Source organism: Nonomuraea sp. NPDC049637 (genome assembly GCF_040675235.1).
In the GTDB taxonomy this organism is placed as follows: Bacteria; Actinomycetota; Actinomycetes; order Streptosporangiales; family Streptosporangiaceae; genus Nonomuraea.
Genome location: NZ_JBFAOM010000075.1, coordinates 13330 through 30669 on the forward strand (window position 1 = coordinate 13330; position 17340 = coordinate 30669).

At 70.9% G+C, this 17340-nt stretch carries 12 protein-coding genes; 4 read left to right on the plus strand and 8 right to left on the minus strand.

Annotation, left to right across the window (positions count from 1 at the left end; genetic code table 11):
* Nucleotides 1-33: 33 nt before the first annotated feature.
* Nucleotides 34-387 (minus strand): helix-turn-helix domain-containing protein, encoded by a 354-nt coding sequence (locus tag AB0J71_RS47285; RefSeq protein WP_352327974.1) that lies wholly within the window; start codon nucleotides 385-387, stop codon nucleotides 34-36.
* Nucleotides 388-517: 130 nt separating this feature from the next.
* Between AB0J71_RS47285 and AB0J71_RS47290 the strand changes: the two genes are divergently transcribed.
* The gene (locus AB0J71_RS47290) at nucleotides 518-1972 is read left to right on the plus strand and encodes an MFS transporter (protein ID WP_364420837.1); all 1455 of its coding nucleotides are present in this window, start codon (nucleotides 518-520) and stop codon (nucleotides 1970-1972) included.
* A 51-nt stretch (nucleotides 1973-2023) separates the two neighbouring features.
* Here the strand turns inward: AB0J71_RS47290 and AB0J71_RS47295 are convergent, their stop codons facing one another.
* Complete coding sequence (locus AB0J71_RS47295; protein ID WP_352327943.1) at nucleotides 2024-3232, minus strand: ROK family transcriptional regulator; 1209 nt, start codon at nucleotides 3230-3232, stop codon at nucleotides 2024-2026.
* 55 nt (nucleotides 3233-3287) lie between these two features.
* Between AB0J71_RS47295 and AB0J71_RS47300 the strand changes: the two genes are divergently transcribed.
* From AB0J71_RS47300 to AB0J71_RS47310, 3 genes are all read left to right on the plus strand, one after another.
* Complete coding sequence (locus tag AB0J71_RS47300) at nucleotides 3288-5501, plus strand: HAD-IA family hydrolase (protein WP_364420839.1); 2214 nt, start codon at nucleotides 3288-3290, stop codon at nucleotides 5499-5501.
* Between the two features lie 74 nt (nucleotides 5502-5575).
* Nucleotides 5576-6736, plus strand: a complete 1161-nt coding sequence (locus AB0J71_RS47305; RefSeq protein ID WP_364420841.1) for an epoxide hydrolase family protein — start codon at nucleotides 5576-5578, stop codon at nucleotides 6734-6736.
* Between the two features lie 136 nt (nucleotides 6737-6872).
* Entirely contained in the window at nucleotides 6873-7229 is a 357-nt protein-coding gene (locus AB0J71_RS47310) for a nuclear transport factor 2 family protein (RefSeq protein ID WP_352327940.1), read from the plus strand.
* A gap of 96 nt (nucleotides 7230-7325) precedes the next feature.
* On the opposite strand, the gene AB0J71_RS47315 is transcribed toward AB0J71_RS47310, so the two are convergent.
* From AB0J71_RS47315 to AB0J71_RS47340, 6 genes are all read right to left on the minus strand, one after another.
* Nucleotides 7326-7766, minus strand: a complete 441-nt coding sequence (locus tag AB0J71_RS47315) for a DUF6196 family protein (RefSeq protein WP_352327939.1) — start codon at nucleotides 7764-7766, stop codon at nucleotides 7326-7328.
* 159 nt (nucleotides 7767-7925) lie between these two features.
* A complete protein-coding gene (locus AB0J71_RS47320; protein WP_364420843.1) occupies nucleotides 7926-9578 on the minus strand; it encodes a hypothetical protein in 1653 nt (550 codons plus the stop codon).
* Nucleotides 9579-10907: 1329 nt separating this feature from the next.
* A complete protein-coding gene (locus AB0J71_RS47325) occupies nucleotides 10908-14408 on the minus strand; it encodes a serine/threonine-protein kinase (protein WP_364420846.1) in 3501 nt (1166 codons plus the stop codon).
* 598 nt (nucleotides 14409-15006) lie between these two features.
* Complete coding sequence (locus tag AB0J71_RS47330; protein WP_364420848.1) at nucleotides 15007-15372, minus strand: hypothetical protein; 366 nt, start codon at nucleotides 15370-15372, stop codon at nucleotides 15007-15009.
* 306 nt (nucleotides 15373-15678) lie between these two features.
* Nucleotides 15679-16134 carry a hypothetical protein gene (locus tag AB0J71_RS47335; RefSeq protein WP_364420850.1) on the minus strand — a complete coding sequence of 152 codons (456 nt, stop codon included), beginning with the start codon at nucleotides 16132-16134 and terminating at the stop codon, nucleotides 15679-15681.
* Nucleotides 16119-16607, minus strand: coding sequence for a transposase (locus AB0J71_RS47340; RefSeq protein ID WP_364420852.1), 489 nt, complete (start codon nucleotides 16605-16607; stop codon nucleotides 16119-16121). Before AB0J71_RS47340 ends, AB0J71_RS47335 begins: the two co-directional genes overlap by 16 nt.
* Nucleotides 16608-17340: the final 733 nt, after the last annotated feature.

Below are 17340 nucleotides of genomic sequence, written 5' to 3' on the forward strand. Positions count from 1 at the left end.
GCCGGGGACCGCGCAGTCACCCGTGGCCCGCCGTCAGGTGGGCGATCCGGTGCGGTCACCGCGATCGAGGGCGGCGTCGGTGCGGGCGCCGGACAGGATGGCGTCGAGCAGCCCGGGATAGCGGGCGTCCAGGTCCTCACGGCGCAGGACGAGCAGGTTCTCCCGGCCTGCGGGCCGCTGCCAGATGACGCCGCTGTCGCGCAGCACCCGCCAGTGGTGCGTCATCGTTGATTTCGCGGTGATGCCCAGCGTGTTGAGGACGCTGGTGCAGTTGTGCTCGCCACCGGCGTCCAAGAGGCGGACGGCGGCCAGGCGCACGCCGTTCCCCAGCGCCGACAGCACGTCTTCGATCCGGAGCTGGTCGCGGTCGGGGTGACGGAAGGCCATGGTCCAACTGTACCGCGACTTTCGAACGATTCTTGTGGCATAGTTCGATCGTACGTAAATACACGTACAGTCATTTCTGCGGGGCGGGCTTCCGCATGCCCGCCACCCGGCTCCCTCCGAAGGGCGAACCATGTCCACACAGTCCCTGGGCGACGCCAGGCCGCGGCTCGGCCTGACCCTGGCGTTGCTCGCCCTGGCCCAGCTCATCTACGCGCTCGACCTGAACATCGTGTTCGTCGCGCTCCCGCGGATCGGCGCCGACCTGGGCTTCCCCGGCCAGACCCAGCAGCTCGTGGTCAGCGCCTACGTCGTCTTCGCCGGCGGCTTCCTGCTGTTCGGCGGCCGGGCGGCCGACCTGCTCGGCCGCCGCCGCGTCTTCGTGCTCGCCCTGACTCTGTACGCCGTCTCCTCGCTGGCCGGCGGGCTGGCCACCAGCCCCGCCGTCATCATCGCCGCCCGGGCGATCCAGGGCATCGGCGGAGCGCTGCTGCTGCCCGCCACGCTGGCGCTGCTCAACAGCCTGTTCGCCGAGGGCCCGCAGCGCAACCGGGCGCTGGCGGTCTGGGGCGGCGCCGGAGCCAGCGGCCTGACCATCGGCGCCCTGCTCGGCGGCCTGCTCACCCAGCACTTCGGCTGGCCCGCCGTGTTCTTCGTCAACGTCCCCCTGGCCGGGCTGGTCGCGCTGGCCGCCCTGGCCGTCATCCCCCGCGATCCCGGCAGGGGGGAACGGCGCAGGTTCGACATCCCCGGCGCGCTCAGCGTCACCGGCGGATCGACTCTGCTGGTCTTCGCCCTGGTCGAGGGGCCCGAGCTGGGCTGGGGCAGCCTCCCGGTGGCCGGCGCCTTCGTGCTGGCCGCCGCGCTGCTGGTGGTCTTCGCGCTGGTCGAGGCGCGCAGTGCCGACCCGCTCATGCCCTTCCGGCTGTTCCGCAACCGCAGCCTGACCGTCGGCATGCTGGTGACCTTCGTCTACATGGCCACGTTCGGCGTCCTGCCCTACTTCCTCACCGTGCTGCTGCAGAGCATCCACGGTTACAGCGCCCTGCAGACCGGGCTCGCCTTCCTCATCCCCTCACTGGCCATCGCCGCCGGCACCCAGGCAGGCGAGCGGCTGGCCACCCGGATCGGCACCCGCGCCTCCCTGCTGATCGGCTTCGCCATCGGTGTGCCCGGCACCGCCGTCCTGGCACTCGGCTTCGACGCCGAGGCCGGCTACGGCCTGCTGGTTCCCGGCCTCATCGTCTCCGGCGTCGGCCAGGGCATCGTCTGGACCGCCATGTGGATCGCGGCCGCGACCGGCACCGCGACCCACGAGCAGGGCGTCGCCAACGGCATCGCCTCCACGGCGCTCAACATCGGCAACGCCATCGGCCTGGCCGTCTTCACCGTCATCGCCGACCTCGGCACCGGCGGCAAGACCGGCCAGGCCCTGCGCGCCGCCACGGCCGACGGCGAGTTCCTCGTCGTCATGCTCACCGCCGCCGGGATGATCGCCGGTCTGCTCATCACCCTCACCCTGCCACGCCTGCGCCGCGACGTCACCGGCGCCGAGCGGCCCGAGCCGTCCCGCGCGGCCACCGGCTGAGCATCCGGCAGATACGACGCGGCTTGCGCACCGCCCAAGACGGCGGAGGTGCTAGGCCGGGGAGTGGGAGGTGCGCAGGGCCGCCCAGGCAGCGAGGCCCTCTTCGGTGAGGACGTGGTCGAGCGCGGTCACCGCCGCCCCGTGCAGCGCCCCGTCGCGGCCGAGGGCGGCGGCGAGCACGGGAGGCGGGTGCGGGCGGCGGAAGCGCATGAGGCCGTCGGTCAGGGCAGCGGTGAACTGCGGCTCGGCCGCGGCTCGCAGCGACTCCGCGAGGCCGCCCAGTGTGACGACGGCGGGGTCCAGGGCGTTGATCAGCCCGGCGAGGCCATGGGCCAGTCCGGTGGTGGCGCGGCCGACGGCGGCCCGCACGGCCGGTTCCGCCGGGGTGCGCGCCAGGGCCTGTTCGGCGTACGTGCGGGGGTCGCGGGGTGGGGGCTCGCCGAGGTGGCGGGCGATCGCGCGGCCGTCGACCGCCAGGTCCCAGCAGCCCCGGGCGCCGCAGGGGCAGCGCAGGTCGGGATCGCCGAAGGGAAGGTGCCCGAACTCCCCGCCGGCGCCTGTCGCTCCGTGCAGGGGCCGGCCGTCGACGACCAGGGTGCCGCCGACGCCCACCTCCACGGTGACGTGCAGGACGCTCGCCGCTCCCGCTGCGGCGCCCTGCCTGGCCTCGGCGAGCCCTGCGAGGGTGGCGTCGTTGCCGATCAGCAGCGGAGTGCGCGGGTCGTCCATCAGCGCCGCCAGGTCCACCGCGTCCCAGCCGAGCACGGAGGACTGGACGACCTTGCCGTGTTGCACCGTGGCCGCGATCGCCACGGAGACGGCCCGGACGCGTTGACCGTATCGCTGGTGGAGGCGTCGCGCCGCCTGGGCGACCGTGCTGATCACGTGCTCGGGGGCGCGGCTGCGGTGCGTTCCGGTCTCCACGATGCCGGGCCTTCCGTCGAGCGAGGCGACTGCGCATCGCCAGTCCTCCTGCCGCAGGTCCACGGCGATGACGAGGGGGCCGTCCGGGTGGGGGGTGAGCACGCTCGTCGGACGGCCCCGTGACGTCGCGGCGGCAGGGGCCTCGGCGAGCAGGGCGAGGTCGCGCAGCCGGGAGGTGATCTCGGTGGCCGAGCCGGTGCTGAGCCCGAGTCGCCGCGCCACGGCCGCCCTGGTCACACCCGGCTCGCGGCGCATCTCGTCCAGCACGGCCAAGGCGCTGCGCCAGCGGAGATCCGTGGCCCGCACGGACCTGGCCCGGTTGCGTGGGGTTGCCATGTCTCGTCGCCCTTCCTTTATGCTCGATACACGAGTTTAATCGAAGGGGGACGCTGTGACACGACGAACGGATCTCGCGGCGGTCGAAGCGGTCCTGCTGGACATGGACGGCACTCTCGTGGACTCCGACGCCTCGGTCGAGCGGGCCTGGTCGATCTGGGCCGAGGAGTACGGCGTCGACCCCGGCGTGGTCCTCGCCATCGCCCATGGGAGCCCGGCCGCGCGTACGGTCCGGCGGCTGCTTCCCGCCCTGGACGACGAGGCCGTCATGGCCGCGGCGCAGCGGCAGCACGCCCTGCAGTACGAAGACCTGGCAGACGTCACGGCGGCGCCCGGCGCGCGCCTCCTGCTCGCCACGCTCGACCGGCTCAAGCTGCCGTGGGCCGTGGTGACCAGCGCCGACGGACGGCTGGCCAAGGCGCGCCTGCAGGCGGCGGGGATCGATCCGCCCATTCTGCTGACGATCGACGACGTAGGCGCGGGCAAACCCGACCCCGAGGGCTACCTGGAGGCCGCGCGCCGCCTTCGCGTCGCACCGTCGGCCTGCCTGGTGGTGGAGGACTCCGAGCCGGGGGTGGCCGCGGGCCGGGCGGCGGGCATGCCGACCGCGGCGCTGCGAGGGCTGGACGGCGACCTGTCCCTGCCCGGCCTCGGCCGGCTGGCCCACCTGCTGCAGCGCTCGCGGGTCCGGCCGTGGTGGCGCGACGCCGTGGGTTACCAGGTGTACCTGCCGTCGTTCGCCGACAGCGACGGTGACGGCTGGGGAGACCTGGCCGGGGTGAGCGCGCGGCTGGATCACCTTGAGCGGCTCGGAGTGGAGGTGGTGTGGCTGACCCCGTTCTTCCGCTCTCCGATGCGCGATCACGGCTACGACGTCGCCGACTACCGGGCCGTGGATCCGTCGTTCGGCGGGCAGGCGGCCCTCGACGGGCTGCTGGCGCAGGCGCACCGGCGCGGGATGCGGGTGATCGGCGACCTGGTCGTCAACCACACCAGCGACGCCCACCCATGGTTCGTCGCCGCCTCCTCCTGCGCGGACGACCCGCACCGCGACTACTACATCTGGCGCGACCCGGCCCCGGACGGCGGCCCGCCGAACAACTGGCCGTCCCATTTCGGAGGTCCCGCCTGGACGTTCAGCCCGGCGACCGGCCAGTACTACCTGCACCTGTTCCGTCCCGAACAACCCGACCTGAACTGGCGCAACCCGGCACTGGCAGCCGAGGTCGACGCGATCGTCGAACACTGGCTGGCGCGAGGGCTGGACGGCTTCCGCATCGACACCGCCGGCTACCTCGTCAAGGACGCGGAGCTGCGGGACAACCCGCTGCTGCCGGCCGGCCGGATCCTGCCGGCCCGCGGGGTGACCATGGATTGGCGCCGCCAGGAGCATCGCCACGACATCCACCAGAGCGGCGTGCACGCCATCCACGAGCGGTGGCGGCGGATCGCCGACCGGCACGACGCCTTCCTCGTCGGCGAGGTCTACGAGCTCGATCCCCGGGCGCTCGCGCGCTTCGTGCAGGGCGAGCGGCTGCACTCGTCGTTCTGGTTCGGGCTGGTGGAGACCGACTGGGACGCCGACCGCATCGACACCATGATCGAGGCCGCCGTGAGGGCGTCGCCACGGCTCTCCTGGGTGCAGGGCAACCACGACCGTTCCCGCGCCGTCACCCGGTTCGGCGGCGGGCCACGGGGACGGCGTCGCTCGCTCGCGCTGCACGTCCTGATGGCATTGCTGCCGGGAACCTTCTGGGTCTACCAAGGTGAGGAGCTCGGCCTGGTGGACGGGCAGGTGCCGCACGGTCGCGGCGCCGACCCGCTGGGCGCCGCCCAGCCGGAGGAAAGCCGCGACGCCGCCCGCACCCCCATGCCATGGCGGCCCGGCCCAGGCCTGGGCTTCACCACAGGGCACCCCTGGCTTCCCGACGGTGCACGCGGCGACGACCAGACCGTGGCGGCGCAGCAGGACGACCCCGCATCCCACCTGAACACCCTCAGCCGGCTGCTGGCCACAAGACGCGCGCTGACACACGTGCTGGCCACCACCGACGACGTGAGCAGAGCCAGGCTCGCCGCACCGGTGACCGCCTACCGCCGGGGAGCCCTCTGGGCGGTGGCGAACCTCCGGAACAGCCCTGCGGCCGGCCTGCATCTGCCGGCCCCGGCGGTGTTCGACACCGACGATCCCACGGTCACTCCTGACCGGCCCAGGACCGGCTACGTCCGCCTCGCTCCCCAGCAGGCGCTCCTCCTGGCGGGGGAATGACCGCCGCGAGCGAACGCCGCAGGCCGGCGACCGCTCCCCTGCCCACCAGCGACCGATCCGACGAGGAAGGCAGCATGTCCGACCACGTGACCCCGTTCCGTCTCGACATCCCCGAGCCCGTACTGGCCGACCTGCGCGAACGGCTGCGGCGCACGCGGTGGCCCGAGAAGGAGACGGTCGAGGACTGGTCCCAGGGCGTCCCGCTGGGCTACCTGCGAGAGTTGTGCCGGTACTGGGCCGAGGAGTACGACTGGCGGGCCACCGAACGGCGCCTGAACGCGCTGCCGCAGTTCCGGACCTCCATCGACGGCCTCGGCATCCACTTCCTCCACGTCCGCTCACCGCACGAGGACGCGATGCCGCTCATCCTGACGCACGGATGGCCGGGCTCGATCGTGGAGTTCCTCAAGGTGATCGGTCCGCTCACCGACCCGACCGCCCACGGCGGCGACGCCCGCGACGCCTTCCACGTCGTCTGCCCCTCCCTGCCCGGCTACGGCTTCAGCGACAAACCGGACCACCAGGGCTGGGGCGTCGAGCGGATCGCCGACGCCTGGATCACACTGATGGGCCGCCTCGGCTACGACCGCTACGGCGCGGCAGGCTCCGACTGGGGCACCACCATCACCACCCTCATCGGCCTGCGGGATCCCGCCCACGTGGCGGGCATCCACCTCCTCCCGCCGCTGGCGGCTCCGGATCCGGCCACGTTCGACGACCTCACCCCAGCCGAGCAGGCCGCCATCGCCGACCTGGAACGAGGCCAGGAGAGCGAGGACGGATACTCCCTGGAGCAGTCCACCCGGCCACAGACCATCGGCTACGGGCTCCTCGACTCACCGGCGCTGCTGTGCGCCTGGATCATCGAGAAGTTCCGCGCCTGGACCGACGGCGGTGGCCACCCCGAGAACGCCCTCACCCGTGACGAACTCCTCGACAACCTCATGTTCTACTGGCTACCCGGCACCGGCGCGTCCGCCGCCCGGCTCTACTGGGAGAGCTTCAAAGCCGTCCAACGGCTCTTCACCACCGAGACGACGGACCTGGTGACCGTCCCGGCAGGATGCTCGATCTTCCCCAAGGAGAACCCCCGGCCCTCCCGGCGATGGGCCGAGAAACGCTTCACCGACATCAGGCATTGGAACGAACCTGACAAGGGTGGACACTTCGCCGCCTTCGAGCAACCCGGCCTGTTCGTCGAGGAGCTACGGACCTTCTTCCGCCTGGTCCGCTGACCGCACAACAGCTGCCGTGGCGAACGCCCACGCAGTGGACCGCCTTCCCAGGCTTCGCCGGCGGCCGGGGGGTGGGGCGAATGCTCCAGCAGCTGGCCCTCTCGGATCACGCAGACACCCGAAGGAGACTGTGACGATGGATCATCGAGCCCATGCCGACGCTTGGCTGGCAGCGTGGGAGCAACGCGATCTCGATGCGATCCTGGCCTGCTACGCGGAGAACGTCGACTTCGTCGCCCCTACCGTGGTGCGCCGCTGGGGACGTGCCGATGGCCGCTTGCAGGGCAAGGCAGAGCTGCGCAGGCACTTCGAGCTCGGACTGGAACTGGCCCCGGACCTGACCTTCACCGAGGAAGCGCTGCTGACCAGCCCGGGCGGCTACGCGCTGCTCTACCGGCGGGAGAACGGCAACCGTGTTCTCGACGTCGTCGAACTGGACCAGCACGGTCACGCCGCCCGCGTCAACGCCTTCTATGAAGGTCCACAGCACTGAACCAACCCGTCATGACGAAACGGCTCATGCCGTCGAGATCATGTACGGGGCCGCCGAGGAGATCTGGGCCCTTCCCGCCATGCGGACCCGGGAATCTCAAAGACCCCGGGCACGGAGTTCCTCGATGACTGCCAGAGCGTCGTCCACCAGGTCGATGGGGCAGCCCCAGTAGTCGTAGATTCCTCCGCCGGCACGGTTGCTGCCGCAGATGACGAACACGCCGGTCCCCAGCTGAACTTTGAGACGGGTGGCCAGCCAGCCGACGAAGCCACTGTTGTCCAGGTCGGCAGGGAAGTGGAAGGAGAAGACCCCGAATCGTTCGACACCGTCGTGCTCGTGGGTGAACGGGACCAGGGCGCTCCAGCTCTCGTCGTCCCGGACCACCGCCAGTGTGTCACCGGTAAGGGCTGGTGGGCGGTCGGCCGGAGACTCCTGGAAGCACCAGACGCCGTTGTGCACGACGAGCCGGGCTGCCGCGATCACGCGCCGTAGGCGTGCTTCCGTCTGCTCCGCGGTCTCCACACTGACGCTGACCATGGGCGGGCCTCCTCGTTTCCTGTGGCCGTGGTCCACTCTGAGATCCTGACAGTCGCACCCGGACAGAGGCTTCCAGGCGGGCGATCTTCACAACGTCGCCGCCGACGTGCTGATTCCGGCCGCGTTCACGGTAAGTCAGGCATGCACCACCGTCTGCGATCAGCCGACGGCGTACGCGCGGATGATCATCTTGGTCACCGCGTGGCCGGCGGAGCCGGTGACCGTCGCGCGGAGGGAGACGAACCCGGCCGTGGAAGGGTTCGTCAGCCTGGCGCTCCAGCCCCGGCCGGCGCGGGCGACCATGACGTCGTGCCAGGTGGCGCCGTCGTCGGCGGACATCTCCAGCCGGATCACCAGCACCCTCCCCTTCGGGGAGCCCGGGTTGCGCTCGACCCACACGGGCACGCGGGTCGTGCTGCCCGGCCTCGCCCTGTTGGAGTCGTCCAGCCCCTCGGGGCCGTAGCGGACGGCCGTCAGGGGCAGCGGCTGCTCCTCGGCGGTGGTGGCGGACGGGAACGTCCAGACCGAGGTCCCCTCGGTGGAGAGCGTGGCGGGCCGGCGCATCGACGCCGTCAGCGTGTAGGCGCCGACTCCGGCGGGCAGGCCGGCACGCAGCTCGCAGCGCTTCAGCGCCTGGACGTCGCAGTCCGCGAGGCCGGCGGTGGCCAGTACCTTGCCGTCCTTCGCGAGGGTGGCCGAGCCGGTGGCGGCGGCGTTCCAGAGCTCGCTTCCGGCGTGACCTCGCTTCATGAGCCTGCCGCCGTCGGAGGTCACCGCAGCGCCGACCTCGAAGGCGCTCTGGTAGACCAGGCCAGGGGTCCGGTAGTGGACGAGCCTGCCGGGCAGCGCGATGTCACCGACCGACGACACCTGGAACGCCCCATCGGACCGCCGGTGGGCAGCCCTGCCTCGACGGTGCCCGTAGCGGCCGCTCCCGGGGCCCGGTAGGTCGCGGTGACCTCGGCCAGCTCCTTCCGGCTGGCGTGGTACGTGGGATCCTCGGGAAGGCCGCCGGTGCGCCGGTCGACCAGGGTGTAGACGTACGGGCTGGGCGAGATGTCCCTGCTGAGCCATGTGGTCGCCAGGGTGTAGGTCAGACCCGGTGACGCGGCGGGCAAAGAACTGGGAGTTGGTGTCGACACCGAACAACCGGGTCCAGTCGCCCCACGCGCCGTGCTGCAGCCCGAGGGTGAGAACCCGCTGGAGCTGGGCGTCCGGGTCGTCGACGGTGGCTCTCACCGGCTTGCCAGGCGCGTGTCCACGATGACCCGCTGGTCGCCGCCGTAGACCTTCGGCGGGGAGTCGGCGATGGTCAGCACGGGCTTTCCTTCGACCTTCTCGCGCGTGCTGGTGTAGAGGTTTCCAGTCACCCTTGGGCACTCGTACCGTGGCTGTCCCTTCCCGGAAGGGCAGCGGATAGATGGCGCCCGTCTTGGCGTCGTAGACCTCGCCATGCTGGGCGTCGACCGGCCGGCCCTGCCTGCCGAGGACGGTGACAGTGACGTCGTAGGACTCCGGCTCGACGTACGCGCCGGCCAGCGTGCGGATCACCGTCTCGCCCGACCTGGCGGTGACCGTCCCCGGGTGGTCGCCCGGCTCCTGCCCGCTCGCGTCGATGGTGAGCGTGACCGACGCCTCGCCCTTGGCCGGGACGGTGACCTGGTCCGACGGCAGTTTCAGCACCTCGCGGTCCGCCGACAGGTCGAGGGTGACCGGTGTGTCGCCCTCGTTGGCGTAGGTGATCGTCCTGATGGCCTTCCGGTCGCCGCCGCTCCAGGGGAAGGCCGCCCACACGTTGGCCTGGTCGGGCACGACCTGCTGCCGCAGCGCGCGTACCAGGTCGACACACGTCAGCCGGTCACCGAGACTGTAAGTAGTTGAGGGATCTCATCGGCCAGGTCAAGACCGGCAAGCCTTAACGAGGCCCAAACAGGAGTCCCAGGGTTTCGGGTGTTTCCCAGGCCGTCAGCTGCCGGTCAGAATCGGGTTCCTCCTGCGCGCCCTGGTTGACCAGGTCGGCGAGGGATCGCCGGTCCTGCTCGGGACGGCCCTGCAGCAGGGCGATCTCACCGCCCTGGTGATCGACGACGTCGAGGCGCCCGCCCTGCTCGCACTGGTCTGGAAGGGCCCGCCCAGCCAGGCCGTACGTGAGGCGCCGTGCTGCTGCTGCCGCCGCGCGTTCTTCGGCTGAGCCGGACTCAGGGCACCCTGGCCTCCAGGGACGCGGCGGCCAGGGCCTTGATCTCGGCGCGTCGTCCGCGAGGAGGAACCCCTTGGCGACGGCGTTGTCGGTGGCGGCCTCGAAGGCGGGCAGGTGGCCGTCGCGGCCGTTATCTTGGGTTCTTAGCGTCTCCTCGCAGGTCAGCGCGATATGATCTTGTCAGGTAAGTAAGGCACGTTGACCGGCCCGACGGCATGTTGCATGGAAGGCGTGCCCCGCTATTCGGCGGAGGCCAAGCATTGACGCGGTCGATGGCTGAGGCGTAGAAGCGCACGTGATGAGGGATGGGCTGGGCCGCCATGGCGCAGGTTTCGAGGTCGTCATGGGTGCCCGGGACGGAACCGGGGCGACGAAGACATCGGCCTCGGCATTTGAGCCGTTCCGGGGCCCCCTTGCCGACCAGCTCATCAACCAGCCACGGTACTCGGGCATCACGGCAGGACGACGCCTCGACCTCAGTACCGCTGCGCCGTCAGACGGACCTGGCGTTCCTCATGCAGATTGCGGCCGCCGCTCGTGCCCGGGCGGTCCGGCCTGCGGGCGCGGGCGGCGCGCTGCGCGGATCTTCTCGCCGCGGTCCTCGTGCGGCGGCGTGTACAGCATCCTCAAATACGAGCAGATCACGTCCACGATGGTCTGCCGCGGCGCCGGGGTGTCCTGGGCGAGGCGCGACGGCCAGCAGCAACGTCGCTGCGGCACCGACACCCGCCCCGGCCGCCAGCGCGGTCCGGACGGCCTCGATCCGTGCGCAGACCTGCTCGGCCGAGCCCAGCGGTGTGCCCACGTCGTGCAGCAGCCAGGCGCAGACGCCCCAGACCGCCGCGCCAACCAGCAGTGCTGCGGGAAGCGCCCACCACCACATGAGGTGATCCGGTTCGACCGGCTCGAACGCTCGCACGCCGCCGCGGCATGCTCGGCCGCTACTGAGCGCAGGTCGCGCGAGAGGGGACACCCGTGATGTAACGCGCCCACTGTGCCCTGTCAAGTGGTTGCCCCGCGCGGGCGCACACCGCCTTCGCCACCGCGCCCGGCTCGACGGGCTGCTCACGCACTGTACCCGCGCCGTCCAGCACCAGCACCTTCGAGCCGTCGGCGGTGAAGGCCAGGGCCTGCACGCCGTCCCGGTTGCCGTCGGGCAACTCACCCAGCGGCGCCTTCCGCGCCAGGTCGAACAGCCGTACCCGGCCGTCCCTGGTGCTCGCCGCGACGACGTCCTCGCGGGGCGACCTGACCGCCGCTCCCGCGAGGTTCCCCATGATCGGCTCTCCGGCCGGGCGGCGCGTGGCCACGTCGTAGACGGTCATGCGCCCGCCCAGGTCCACGACGGCGATCGACCTGCCGTCACGGGTGAAGACCGCGGCCGAGAGGGTGACCCCCTGGTCGCTGCCGCCGAACGGCTCGCCCATCGGCTCGCCCGAGGCCACCTCGTAGAGACGCTCGGCGTCGGTGGTCACCGCCAGGGTGCTGCCGTCCGGAGCGAACTCCACGTCATGAACCTGCCGCACCTGCTGCGACCACAGCAGGCGACGGGCCTTCCAGTCCCACATGTCCAGCCTGTACGTGCCGGAGTCTGCTCCGTCCTCCACAGCGGCCAGCCGGGTTCCGTCGGGGCTGAAGACCACATGATCGGTGCCGGTGAACCCGGATGGAGCCAGCCTGGCCAGCTCCCGCCGGGTGCCCGTGTCGAGTACGGAGATCGTCCGGGAGCCGCCGACGGCGGCCAGCCGCCCGTCCTGGCTGAGGGCGAGCGCGTCCGCTGTGTCGTGCTCGGCCCGGCGCTGCAGGGGCGTGCCCGGCGCCCCGCCGGGCGTCGTCAGGTGGATCTCTTCGGAGTCTTCGGTCGCCAGCAGGCGGCCGGAGGTCAGCGCGGTCTCCGACCAGGGCCGTCCCCGGGCGTCCTGTTCCAGGTCGGCGAGGTCCACGGTGACGACCCGGTCCTCGGTCAGGTAGCGCAGCACGCGGCCGTCGAAGGCGACCTGGGGGACGCTCGGGAAGTCCTCCGGCAGGCCCTCCGGCAGCGTCACCTTCGTCAGGAACTGTCCCTCCGGCCGCCATACCTGGATGTCGTCGTGGGTGGCCGTGGCGAGCAGCCGGGCATCGGCACTGAAGGTCACCCTGCCCCGGTTCCAGGCAACCCCGTCCTGCCCGATCGTGCTGAGGACCGAGCCGTCCGCGGGCGAGACGATCCGCAGGCCGTCGCTCACCGCCACCGCGAGCGAGCGGCCGTCCGGGGCGCCGGCGAGCGGCCATTCGCACAGGTCGCACGGGTCGTCCACCGCGCGGGTCGATTGCCTGGAGAGGTCCGGTACGCGCAGCCGGTCGATCCGGGTGGGCGGGATCGAGGGGAAGGAGTAGACGGCCTCGCCCGACGGCGTCATGGAGGCGAGCATGGCGTCGGTCCTGGTACGGAGGTTTCGTTCCAGGTCCCAGAGGTGGTCGTGGTCGTCGATCCGGACCAGCGCGTACCTGTCCACGCTGTCGTACTGCAGATCCAGGACTTCCCCGACCTCATGGTCGAACCGCCATACCGCGATCCGCCGGCCTGTCCGCAGGTCCCACGCCCCGGCCTGCTTGCCGGTCGCCACCAGCAACCGGCGGCCGGTGGGGGAGAGAGCGGCTGCGGCCGGGCGGTCGCGGCCGAGGCCCAGCTTGGCGATCCCACCCGCGGGATTACCCGTGCGCAGGTCCCAGAGCCGTACGGTGTCGCCGCTCACGCTGGCCATCGTCCGGCCGTCCGCGCCGAGCACCCGCAGCGTGCCGGCCGCCGTCGCCGGGTCCTTGAACACCGCCACCTCGCGCTGCGCCAGCGACGTCGTCAGCGCCGCCCTGGTCTGCGGCGTCCGGTCCAGTTGCCAGGCGGCCAGGCTGAGCTGCATGGCCAGGCGCGGATCGCTCTGCCGGTACGTGTCCGCGAGCTGCGCCAGCCGCGCCGCCTCGGCTTCGTCGCGCTGTACGGCGATGCGCCCGGCCCGCTCGTCGGCCAGCCCTCTCTGCTGCACCGCCAGACCACCCGCGACCAGCGCGATCGTCAGCAACCCCGCCAGGCTCAGCGTGACCAGACGGCCGCGCCTGGTCCTGCGCCTGGTCAGCGCGGCGGAGGCAGCCAGGAAGTCGCGCTCGGCGGGGGAGAGCGTGATGTTCCTGCGGGCCGTGGCCGCCCACTGGAGCGCGCCCTCCAGAGCGGTGCCCCGGAAGAGGTCGCCGTCCCTGCGGCCCGATCGGTCCCAGCGGCGGGCGGCGGTCAGGATCTCCTGGTGTACGGCCAGTCCGTCCCGGTTGCTCTCCACCCAGCGGCGGTAGCGGGGCCAGGCGCGCGGCAGCGCCGGGCGGGCCAGCCAGATCTCCTCGCCGTCGCGGCCCAGCAGGTATACGAACACCTCAAGGATCCGGGTCACCGAGGAGACCTCGGGCGGGGTCCTGCCCTCCAGCAGCTCGGCCAGCTCGGCCCTGCGCCCCGACAGGTCGCCGCGCTCGCCCACCGTGACCAGCCTCAGGAACACCTCGGGCGCGAGCTCGCGCTCGTCGGCGTCGAGCATGGCGTACGCGTCCTCGGCCAGCGTGCCCAGCGCCGGATCGCCCCTCTCGCCGTTCATCCCGGACGCCGCCCTGCCGCCCTCGGCCAGCAGATCCCGCAGGTCCAGGCCCGCGCCGCCGCTGACCAGGGCGAGCAGCAACTCGCGGGCACGGGGCCGGTGCAGCGGCTCCTTGCTGAGCGCGGCGGCCACCAGCGGGCGCAGCGGGTCCGGCAGCGCGCTCAGGTCCGGAGTGGCGGACAGGACCCGATGCATGACGGCGCCCAGGCTGTCGGCCTCGAACGGGTCAGCGCCGGTCGCCGCGCACAGCATGATCGCGCCCCACGCGAACACGTCGGCCGGCATCCCGGCCCGGTGGCCGGTGAACGCTTCCGGAGCCATGTAGGTCGGCGTGCCCCTCGCCAGCCCCGTGGCGGTCGACGACATGTCGGCCGTCCTGGCGATGCCGAAGTCGATCACACGCGGTCCGTCCAGTCCGAGCATCACGTTGTCAGGCTTGAGATCGCGGTGGACCACCCCGGCGTCGTGGATCGCGGTCAGCGCTGTGGCCATCGCCGTCGCCAGCCGGTGCAGGTCGCCGCCGGAGAAGCGGCGGCCCGCGCTGACAGCGTCCCGCAGGGTCCGGCCTTCGACGTACTCACTGACGATGTACGGCCGGGGCCCGTCGAGCCGGACCTCGATGATCCGCGCCGTGCAGAACGAGGCCACCCGCTGGGCCGCCATGGCCTCCTTGGCGAGCTCGGCGACCTGGCCGCTGTGCAGCACCTTGATCGCGACACGGGTGCCGTCCTCCGCGTAGCCCTCGTAGACCACTCCCTGACCGCCCGCGCCGAGCCGCCCGGCCAGCCAATACGTTCCCAGGTGTTGCGGGTCTCCGTCGATCAACATGTGCACGGCTCGTTGGATGCCGGCACCGCCGGGAAAGTTGCGACGATTGGGCCGGTAGAACAACAATGGCTCTGGCCGGCTTTCGGTGGTGACGTAGTGTGATAGCTCGTGTCGGTCCACGTCCGCCGGCCGTGCTGCGCCAGCGTGACGCCTGTGTGACGCCAAAGATCTTGCGGGGCTCATGTTCCCGCAGTGGCGTGCGCCCTGCCAGGCCCCTCTTGGGGATGCGGGTGTTCCAGTCGCTGACCCAGTCCAGAAGCAGGCCGACGAAGAACTCAAGGCGCACGGCGGGCGCGCCGGGGTCGACCGGCCTGCCGCCCCGGAGCGTGGGCTGATGGAGATAGCGCGGCAGGGAACGCAGGACCATCTCCTCCACCGCCCCGCTCAGCTCTTCGACGGTGCCCTTCAGCCACGGGCTGTAGCCCGGCAGGTCGCCCACCATCACGCCGAAGTGGGCCAGCGACTGCCCCACCGTCCGGGACAGGAAGTCTTTGCCCTGATCCACCCGGATTCCCGCCGGCAACCCGCCGAACGGCCCATACGGCGCTTCACATAAGATCGCGCTTCGCAGCGCTGCCAGCACGCTCTCACGGGACGGTTAGCCGGACGTCACCGCAAGCCCGCAGATCGCACACGTGGCACAGTCGATGAACCAGGTCACCCACGGCTTACACAGCCGCCCCTCCACCTCGACCTCTATCGACAGCTGCTTATGATCGCCCTCCCCCACCCGGTTGCGGTGGCTCTCGTCCTCGTGCCCGGCCCCCTTGGGCCGCTGCAGCCACACATCGAAGGCACGCCGAGCCTGCTCACCCTTGCGGAACCCGGCTCGTATCCCAGCGCCCAGATCGCGATCAGCCGCCCGATACAGCGTTGACAGACCGGGTACCGGGGCGCCGTCCGCCTCTGCGGTCAGTTCCCGATGAAGCCTGGCCACATTGCCGCCCAGCAGGGCCAGCCGCACACGAAGGTCCTCGGTCAACACGAACCGTGGGTGCGGCTTTCGCTCCGTGCGGCCTTCTAGGGCGCACAGCGCGATCGCTTCTTTCTGTCACCCTGCTCAGCGATTCAGATCCATGGTCCTGTCCTCCAGGTCAGCTTGCCGGACTGGAGTGGGGTGCTCCTTGTGGGAGGAGGCGTAAATCCACGAAGTGGCCGCATGTGGATCAGACGCCGTGTTGATGACTTCTCAGAGTACGTTTCGCGAGCTGATCCCCCTTTTGTCGGTGGAGTTGGCTTAGGTTGGCAGGTCCGAGGTTGGTCGTTCGAGCTATGGGCGCGGTTGGGTGAACAATCCCGGTTCGGTCTCGACGAGGATGCCGCGGCCGGCCAGACGTTTGAGCTTGGCGCGGAGGTTCTGGATGTCGTTGCGCGTCAGGGGCAGGTCCAGGGCCATGGCCATGTCACGGGCACGCAGGGAGCCGCCGGCTTCGCCGAAGACGGTGAGGATCTGCTGGTAGGCAGGGTGAGCGGGGACCGCTGGCGGCGCGAACGGTTCGGCCTGGGCGAGGTCCTCCTCGGCCAGGGAGATGAGGGTCTTGCGGGTGATCCGCAGGTGCTCGACCTGCTCGCTGAGTTCGCCCAGGCGCGCGCTGAGAGTGTCGATCTCCGCCTGGGTCTGCTCGATCTGGCAGGTCAGCCAGTGCTCGCGGGCGTCGATCCGATCCAGCAGCCAGCTGCCGGGGTCGGCCGGGTGCCCGTCGGGCCTGGTCATGTCCACCGCCACGGCGGCGCCGTGCCGCGGGTCAGACGGCGGGACATCACATCCGTCATCGCCCAATACACCCGTGATTCGGAGCTGGCCGGCAGGTGCTCGTAGTCGCGGACCAGACGGCGGTGGGACATCAAGATGCCGTACGTCTGCTCGACGACCCATCGTTTGGGCTGGGGGACGAACCCCTTGCCGGCGGGGTTACGCTCGACGATCTCCACGTTGATGGTCTTATCGGTGCCGTCGTCGCGCCACTTGGAGAAGTAGTAGTACGTCGCGCTCTTGGGCGGCAGGTCATGCGGGAGGTAGTCCCATTGCACGCCGGTCCGCCCCTGGTAGCGGATGGCGTTGACGATCTCGCGTAACTCGTAACCGCCCTCGTGGCCGCTGACGGATGGGTGCGCGGCCTTCCACGCCGTGAGCACCGGCTCGATCAACGCCCACTGCGCGTCGGATAAGTCGCTCGGGTACGGCTTGTGCTCAGTCACTCAGCCATCACAGCACGACCGGACCCGCCAACCGGCGGTAACACTACAAATCCCTACGATCACACTGCGGCATCACGGAGATAGGCTCGCAAACTGCACTCTGAGGTGAATGCCTACGTTCGCGAGTTGATGTCCCTTTGATCACTGGTCCGCATGAGGCGGGCTGGCCAAAGGGGGCGCCTCCGGTTATGGACGCAGCTGAGCCGAACAAGCCCTGCTCGATCTCTACGAGGATGCCCAGGCTGACCAGACGTTGAGCTTGGCGCAGGTGTTCTCGATGTTGTTTCGCACCAAGGGAGGGTCCAGAGCGGCTCAGAGATCTCGCGCTCGTGTGGGCTGGCCGGTGTCGGTTATGAAGGCGAGAATCTGCTGGTGGGCGGGGTAGTCAGGGCTCGCGGGAGCGGGTGGCGGCGTTGGTGGGGGATCGGGCTCGGCGGCGAGGACGAGCAGGGTCTTGCGGGTGATCGTAGGTGATCGAGGTCTGGTCGAGTTCCCCGCAGACGGCCGGTCAGTTCCTCGATCCGGGCCTGGGTCTGCTCGATCTGGCTGGTCAGCGCATTCTCCCGGGCGTCGATGCGGTCCGATAGCCACATGCCGGGGTCCGGAGTGCTCACGTGGCCTGCCGCGGAAAGCGCACTGAAGAGTTGAGCGAGAGTGAAATCGGCTCATGCCGGGCATTGCAGTCATACGTCATACGTCCTATCCTTCAGTCGCGCCGACCAGATCCGTTCGC

Coding starts and splice junctions, on each gene's coding strand:
- AB0J71_RS47305 (WP_364420841.1), top strand. CDS start 5,576: ATGTCCGACCACGTGACCCCGTTCCGTCTCGACATCCCCGAGCCCGTA.
- AB0J71_RS47285 (WP_352327974.1), bottom strand. CDS start 387: ATGGCCTTCCGTCACCCCGACCGCGACCAGCTCCGGATCGAAGACGTG.
- AB0J71_RS47295 (WP_352327943.1), bottom strand. CDS start 3,232: ATGGCAACCCCACGCAACCGGGCCAGGTCCGTGCGGGCCACGGATCTC.
- AB0J71_RS47325 (WP_364420846.1), bottom strand. CDS start 14,408: ATGTTGATCGACGGAGACCCGCAACACCTGGGAACGTATTGGCTGGCC.
- AB0J71_RS47310 (WP_352327940.1), top strand. CDS start 6,873: ATGGATCATCGAGCCCATGCCGACGCTTGGCTGGCAGCGTGGGAGCAA.
- AB0J71_RS47290 (WP_364420837.1), top strand. CDS start 518: ATGTCCACACAGTCCCTGGGCGACGCCAGGCCGCGGCTCGGCCTGACC.
- AB0J71_RS47315 (WP_352327939.1), bottom strand. CDS start 7,766: ATGGTCAGCGTCAGTGTGGAGACCGCGGAGCAGACGGAAGCACGCCTA.